The following is a 6,915-nucleotide window of genomic DNA, read 5'->3' as shown; positions in this document are numbered from 1 at the left end:
ACGAGGGGTTTGGCGATTTCTCATCCTGCCGCCGAAGGACCCGTCCTCCTCACATCCCGACCATGTCGGCGTCTACAACGTCATGACCCGCAACAGCTAGTTGGGCGATTTGCGCCTCCTGTGGCGTCAGCTCGGCGCCGGCGGCCGCTCGCTTACTGACTTTCTGGCCGGTGACCAACAGCTCGCGGCGGGCTCGGGCGGCGAACGCCTCAGCTCCCATTCGCCCGAACATTTCGTGGGCGATCTGTAGCTGCGCACGGGCGTCGATGCGGCGGTTGCACCGGCGCAGCCACTCCCCGTAGACCAGGTGAGCACGCGCGAGTTGCACGGCGATCCGGGTGCGCTGGAGGCGCTCGATCGCCTCTCGGTAATGCTCCTCGGCGGTGCGGTCGTCGGCCAGTAGCGCCCGCGACCACGCCAAAACACCTGCGGCCCAATCGGTTTCGGTGGCGATTGCTCGCTCTTTGAGCTGTTGCAACGCCGCACGTCCCGCGTCGGGTTGGCCGCATCTGGCGGCGGCTTCGACGAGTTCGATCAGGCAAAAGCCAAACACGCCAAGATCCTCGTGTTCGCAGCACTGCTGCGCTGCGGCGAATGCGTCCTCGTAGCGGCCCAGACCGTTGTAGAGCACGGCTTTGGTATAGGCCGCCAGACCCACAACGCGTCCTTCGCCTCTGGACCTGCCGTCGGCCGCCGCGGCATCGATGAATGTCAGCGCGTCCGCCTCGGCGCCGCGCCATGCGGCCAGCAGCAGCGTTTGGTACTTCAACGGGGCATAGCCGGTGGCGGTGGCAATGGCGCTGGCCTCTTCGACCAGCGCGGTGGCCGCCGCGAGCTCACCGGCCTGCACGTGAACGGCGGCGCGGTAGACCAGGGCATGCGGCAACACGGCCAGCGCACCGGCATCGCGTGCCAATCGCACCGCTTCGGTGGCCAGGTGATGCCAGAGGTCGTCATCCCACACTTCGTGGGCCGCCGATTCCTGCACGATCGGGAAGGCCAGCCAGAACCACCGCATCACGTCGCCGTCGCCGCGTGCGGCCGCCGCGCGAACCAGGTTCAGCGCTTCGCGCAGCGTCGCCACACTTGCGGCGTGGCCCGCGGTGAGCCGGATGGCGACGCCGTCCAGCAGCAGGTCGACCGGGCGGGCGGGTTGCGGTCCCGGGGGCGCCGCGTGCGCGGCCTGCGCAGTGATCTGGATGCCGCCGTGCGGGCATAGCCGACCGCCGAAGAGCGCCGCTCCGAGGGCCTCCAGGTAGGTCTCGCGGGCCACCGCGTCGTCCAGCGTTTCCAGCTGGCGCGCGGCGTCGAGCAGGCCGATCGCGGCGTCGGAGACGGTGGGCGCGTCCGTCGCGCCGGTACGGCCGCGAGCGAAGGCGATCTGGGCGCGCAACCGCACCGCGCACGCTCGCTGCAGCTGATCCAGCGGCGCCGATTCCGCGATGCTCAGCAGCTCTTCGGCGGCATCGAAGGCGGCCACCTCCCGCTTGGCCTGAGCGGCAGCGAGCGCGCGAGTGCCGCGGCGTGCCGCCTCGGCGGTCAACTGGGTGGCCCGCTCCAGGAATGCGGCCGCGGCAGCGATGCCGCCTCTGGCCTGCGCGCGGTCGGCGGAGCGTTCCAGTGCCGCGGCGACGGACTCGTCGGGACCGGGCGCGGCGATCGCCAGGTGCCAGGCGCGCCGGTCCGGATCGGTGCTGGAATCGGTCACGTCCGCCAGTGCGCGATGCACCCGGCGCCGTTGCGTCAGATCCGCCGAGCGGTAGGCGGCCGATCGCACCAGCGGATGACGGAAGCGCACCCGGGTTCCGAGTTCGATCAGCCCCGCATCCTGCGCTCCCGCCAACGCGCCCGACGGCAGCCCCAGCTCCTCGGCGGCGCGAGTGAGCAATGCCGCGTCGCCGACCGGCTCGGCTGCGGCCACGAGTAACAGCTGCTGGGTCTGATCCGGCAGCGAACGGATGCGGCGGACAAAGGTGTGCTCGATCTGTCCGGCCAACGGCCGCAAGTCGGGTCGCTCGAAGCCGCCTGCCAGCTCCGCGGCCGTCAAGCCGCGGGGCAGTTCGAGCAGGGCCAGCGGGTTCCCCCGGGTTTCCGCGACGATGCGGTCGCGTACTTGATCGTCGAGGCGACCCACGATGACCGAATCCAACAACGCGCGGGCGTCACCGGAATTCAGTCCGCGCAGCGGCAACGCGGGTAGCGAGTCGAGCTCGTCGGCGCAGCCGTCGCGCACCGCGAACATCAGCGCGACCGGTTCGGCGATCAGACGGCGAGCGACGAACGCCAACGTCTGGGCCGAGATGCGGTCGATCCACTGGGCATCGTCGACCAGAAAAATCAACGGCTGGTTTTCGGCTGCCGCGCCGATCAGGCTGAGGACCGCCAAGCCGACCAGGAATCGATCCGGTGCCGGGCCGCCGCTACGCCCGAAGGCGATGTCCAACGCGTTGCGCTGTGGATCAGGCAAGCGATCGACGCAGTCGAGCAGCGGTGCGCAAAGTTGTTGCAAGCCTGCAAAAGCAAGTTCCATCTCGGATTCGACACCGGCCACGCGCGCGGTGCGAAAGCCTGCGGCGCGCTCGGCCGCGAAATCGAATAACACCGTTTTGCCTATGCCGGCTTCGCCGCGCAGCACCAGCACCTGGCTTTGGCCCGAGCGGGCCACGGAAATCAACCGCTCGACGGTGGCGCATTCGTCACGCCGACCACGCAAGGTTGGTGCCGGATGACTTGACACACACACCGCCGGATTCGAAAGAAATTGTCGCGCCAGAGATTACCGGGGTGCGCGAGGCCGCTAACGCACGCGTGGACGCAAACCCTCGTCGGTGCTCGCGACCGAATAGCAGGCCGCGGTCGAGATGATCGTCGGCACGATCAGCGCGAGCACGAAGACGAAGATGACGAACGCGCGGTTGGGGGTGGTCAGCCAGCCGACCGGAAGGCGCGCCAGGCTGACGGCAAGCCATGAGCCGGCGACGGCGAGGAACAGTGTTCCCACCGTGGCGACCTTGATCGAGCGCAATGCCAATTGAGTCGGCTCGGCGGTGTTGGCCAGCGAGCGGTTGAGGGCCTTGGTACGGAAGTAGACCACCACGAAATCGAGCAGGATGGCCAGCGCGCAGAACGTCACGATTGACCCCGTCAGCCACAGCGCGGGCGGGTGGCCGAGCACGAAATGCAGGTAGTCGATGCTGGTCTCGCTCATGATCAACGTCGTTGCCATCGCGGCGCCGAAGGTCAGCCAGCCGCCGAGGTCGGCGAGGAAGCAGTAGGCGCGGATGTCCGCTGGATCGTCGGCGGGCACCTTATTCACCGCGTGACTGGCCAGCATCCAGCCCAGGCCGGCGAACAGTCCGGTGGTGCCCGCCGCGAGCATCCCGGTCGCCAGATCACCCTGGGTCCAGGCGATCGCGCAGATGCCCTGCCGGTCGCCGTTGTCGGGCGGGTGAGTGCCGCTGATGAGGCTGAACAGGAAGCTGTCCAGCATCAGGATCAGCACCGCCGACGCGAACAGTGCCAGGGTGTGCACGCCTTCGCGGCTGTTGCGGTCGAACAGCAAAGCTATTGCGGTGATGAGGAATCCGCCGAGCACACCGGCGAGCTGTGACGTCGACGCTGCCGACGCGATCATGCTCCATTGGTCGGAGGTGCAGAAAGTATCGGGATTCATCGACGCCACAGTCCCGGGATCCGCTCGTTCACGCAGCAAACAGTAATACCGCAGCGGCGGGCCAATTCCGGGAAGCACTTAAATCAACTGCTTGACTTAATAGTCGCGTGCCCGATTAACTCGTCGGGTGGTCAACGAACTGGATGGCAAGGTCGCCATCGTCACCGGCGGGGCGTCGGGCATCGGTCGCGGCATCGTGGAAAGGTTTCTGGCCGAGGGTGCCCGGGTCGTCATCGCGGACGTCGAGGCCGAGATGGGCGAGCAACTGGCCGCCACCCTGGGCGCCGGCGCGCTGTTCAACCGGACCGACGTCTCGGATCCTGAACAGGTGCAGGCGCTGGTCGCGACCACCGTCGAGAAGTTCGGCGGGCTGCACGTCATGGTGAACAACGCCGCGGTGTCCAGCCCGTTGCGTCGATTACTCGACGACGACCTGTCGGACTTCCACCGGATCATGGGCGTGAACGTCCTCGGTGTGATGGCCGGTACCCGAGATGCCGCCCGGCACATGGCCGAAAGCGGCGGCGGATCGATCATCAACCTCACCTCGATCGGCGGGATCCAGGCCGGCGGCGGGGTGATGATCTATCGGGCGTCGAAAGCGGCAGTCATTCAATTCACCAAGTCCGCGGCAATTGAGCTGGCGCGCTACGAGATTCGCGTGAACGCGATCGCGCCGGGCAGCATTCCCACCCCGATCCTGGGGAAGTCGGCGGCGGGGATGGACCCTGAGCAACTGGCCCAGTTCGAGGCGAAGATCCGTCAGGGCATGCGCGACGACCGGCCGCTCAAACGTGAGGGAACGACCGACGACGTTGCCCAGGCCGCGTTGTATTTCGCGGGCGACCGATCGCCCTATGTCACCGGAACCGTGCTTCCGGTGGACGGGGGGACCTCGGCCGGCAAGGTGATCCCTTCGAAGAGGCGCGACGGATGAGGTCTCGGCTCGAGCGCGCCGGTGCCGTCACCTCCGGCACCGAGCACGACGGCAGCGTCCGGCCGAAGCCCTCCGGGCAGACCCTGGCTCATTTAAATCAAGCGCTTGACTTAAACCGAACCGCGAGGTTGACTAGGCCAATGACCACGGCAGGCAGGGCCGTCCGCACCGAACGGGCCAGCTCCACCCAAGAAGCGATCCTGGTGGCCGCCGAACGGCTGTATGCCGAGCACGGCATGTTCGCGGTGTCGAACCGCCAGGTCAGCGAGGCCGCGGGGCAGGGCAACAATGCCGCGGTGGGCTACCACTTCGGTACCAAGGCCGACCTGGTGCGTGCCATCGAGGAGAAGCACCGCGGACCCGTCGAGGAGCTGCGCGAGCAGATGGTGGCCGACCTGCGGGCGTCGGGCGACTCGGGCGAACTGCGCGCCTGGGTGGCGTGCCTGGTGCGCCCACTCACCGACCACCTCGAGGACCTCGGCAACCCGACCTGGTACGCGCGGTTCGCGGCGCAAGCGATGACCGATCCGGCCTACTACAACATCGTGGTTAAGGGTGCGCTCAGCTCTCCGTCGCTCGTCGAGGTGGTCGACGGTGTCAACCGCTGCTTGCCCAACCTGCCGGCCGATGTGCATTTCGAACGCAACGTCATGGCCCGAAACCTCTTGATGCACACCTGCGCCGATCGCGAACGTGCGCTGGCCGCAGGCGCTGCGATGGCTCAGTCCTCCTGGCGCGCAGCTGCGTTCGGCCTCATCGACGCGATCGTAGGGCTGTGGCTGGCGCCGGTCACTCCGTACGAATGAAGAGCAAGCCGATGAAAGTTACTGTCGACCAGAACATTTGCGCATCCTCGGGCAACTGTGTGATGAATGCACCCGAGGTGTTCGACCAGCGCGACGAAGACGGGGTGGTCATCCTGCTCAACGAGCACCCGTCCGCCGAGCAGACCGAAGGGGCCCGCCAAGCCGCCTCGGCGTGCCCAGCCCAGGCAATCTACATCGAGGAATGACATGTCAGACGCACTGACGAGCAGCACGGCCGAGGCCGTTTCCGAGATTCCCGACTACCCGATGGCCCGCGACGAGCGCTGCCCGTTCGCCCCACCCCCGGACGTCATGGCCCTGGCCCACGAGAGGCCGCTGTCGCGGGTCCGGATCTGGGACGGCAACACCCCGTGGCTCATCACGGGCTACGAGCAGGTGCGCGAGCTGTTCTCCGATTCCCGGGTCAGCGTTGACGACCGGGTGCCCGGCTTCCCGCATTGGAACGAAGGCATGCTGTCGACCGTGCACAAGCGGCCACGGTCGGTGTTCACCTCCGACGGCGAGGAGCACACCCGCTATCGGCGGATGCTGTCGAAACCGTTCACCTTCCGGCGCGTGGAAGGCCTGCGGCCCACGATCCAGCAGATCACCGATGACCACATCGACACGATGCTGGCCGGCCCGCAGCCCGCGGATGTCGTTGCCGCCATTGCACTTCCGGTCCCGTCCCTGGTGATCAGCCAGATGCTCGGCGTGCCCTACGAGGACGCCGAGATGTTCCAGGAGCACGCCTCGATGGGGCTGGCGCGCTATGCCACCGGTGCCGACACCGCCAAGGGCGCGATGAGCCTGCACAAGTACCTGGCCCAGCTGGTCGAAACCAAGATGGAGAAACCGGCGGAGGACGCGATCTCGGATCTGGCCGAACGCGTCAAAGCCGGCGAGCTCAGCGTCAAGGAGGCCGCGCAGCTCGGTACCGGATTGCTGATCGCCGGGCACGAGACGACCGCGAACATGATCGGGCTCGGAGTGCTTGCGCTGCTTGAGAATCCCGATCAACTTGCCGTGGTCCGCGATGCCGAAGACCCGAAGGTCCTGGCCAATGCGGTGGAGGAGCTGCTGCGCTACCTGAGCATCATCCAGAATGGGCAGCGGCGCGTCGCCGTCGACGACATCCACATTGCCGGCGAGACGATCCGCGCCGGCGAAGGCATCATCATCGACCTGGCTCCCGCGAACTGGGATCCCGACGTCTTCCCCGAGCCCGATCGGCTCTACGTGCACCGTGCCGGGGCTGACCGCAACGTCGCCTTCGGTTACGGCCGCCATCAGTGCGTGGGTCAGCAGCTCGCGCGGGCGGAACTGCAGATCGTGTTCCAGACGCTTTTGCGTCGCATCCCGACCATGAAACTGGCCGTGCCGTTCGACGAGATCCCGTTCAAGCACGACCGGCTCGCCTACGGCGTCTACGAACTCCCCGTTACCTGGTAATCGAGCAGCAGCCCGAAATGATCACTCTTCCAATGCAGATCCGAATG

Annotated in this window: 6 protein-coding genes; 4 read left to right on the top strand and 2 right to left on the bottom strand. The window is 67.1% G+C overall.

Translation table 11 applies throughout. From position 1 onward, the window contains the following. Window positions 1-49: 49 nt before the first annotated feature. Window positions 50-2,713, bottom strand: a complete 2,664-nt coding sequence (locus AAHS21_RS07710; protein ID WP_342927117.1) for an AAA family ATPase — start codon at window positions 2,711-2,713, stop codon at window positions 50-52. An 84-nt stretch (window positions 2,714-2,797) separates the two neighbouring features. After that, window positions 2,798-3,673, bottom strand: coding sequence for a hypothetical protein (locus AAHS21_RS07705; RefSeq protein WP_342927071.1), 876 nt, complete (start codon window positions 3,671-3,673; stop codon window positions 2,798-2,800). A gap of 127 nt (window positions 3,674-3,800) precedes the next feature. Here AAHS21_RS07705 and AAHS21_RS07700 point away from each other — a divergent pair, with 127 nt between their 5' ends. The 4 genes from AAHS21_RS07700 to AAHS21_RS07685 all read left to right on the top strand — a co-directional run bounded on the left by AAHS21_RS07700 (window position 3,801) and on the right by AAHS21_RS07685 (window position 6,868). Next, window positions 3,801-4,610, top strand: a complete 810-nt coding sequence (locus AAHS21_RS07700; protein ID WP_342927070.1) for an SDR family oxidoreductase — start codon at window positions 3,801-3,803, stop codon at window positions 4,608-4,610. A gap of 140 nt (window positions 4,611-4,750) precedes the next feature. Next, complete coding sequence (locus AAHS21_RS07695; RefSeq protein ID WP_342927069.1) at window positions 4,751-5,416, top strand: helix-turn-helix domain-containing protein; 666 nt, start codon at window positions 4,751-4,753, stop codon at window positions 5,414-5,416. Between the two features lie 11 nt (window positions 5,417-5,427). Beyond that, complete coding sequence (locus tag AAHS21_RS07690) at window positions 5,428-5,622, top strand: ferredoxin (protein WP_342927068.1); 195 nt, start codon at window positions 5,428-5,430, stop codon at window positions 5,620-5,622. A 1-nt stretch (window position 5,623) separates the two neighbouring features. Then, on the top strand, window positions 5,624-6,868 hold the full coding sequence (locus tag AAHS21_RS07685; RefSeq protein ID WP_342927067.1) for a cytochrome P450: 1,245 nt from the start codon (window positions 5,624-5,626) through the stop codon (window positions 6,866-6,868). The last annotated feature ends 47 nt before the right edge of the window (window positions 6,869-6,915 follow it).

This window comes from Mycobacterium sp. 050272, from assembly GCF_039023525.1.
GTDB lineage: Bacteria > Actinomycetota > Actinomycetes > Mycobacteriales > Mycobacteriaceae > Mycobacterium.
Note: the sequence above shows the minus strand (reverse complement) of the source record. Positions and strands in the feature narration are given on the sequence as shown.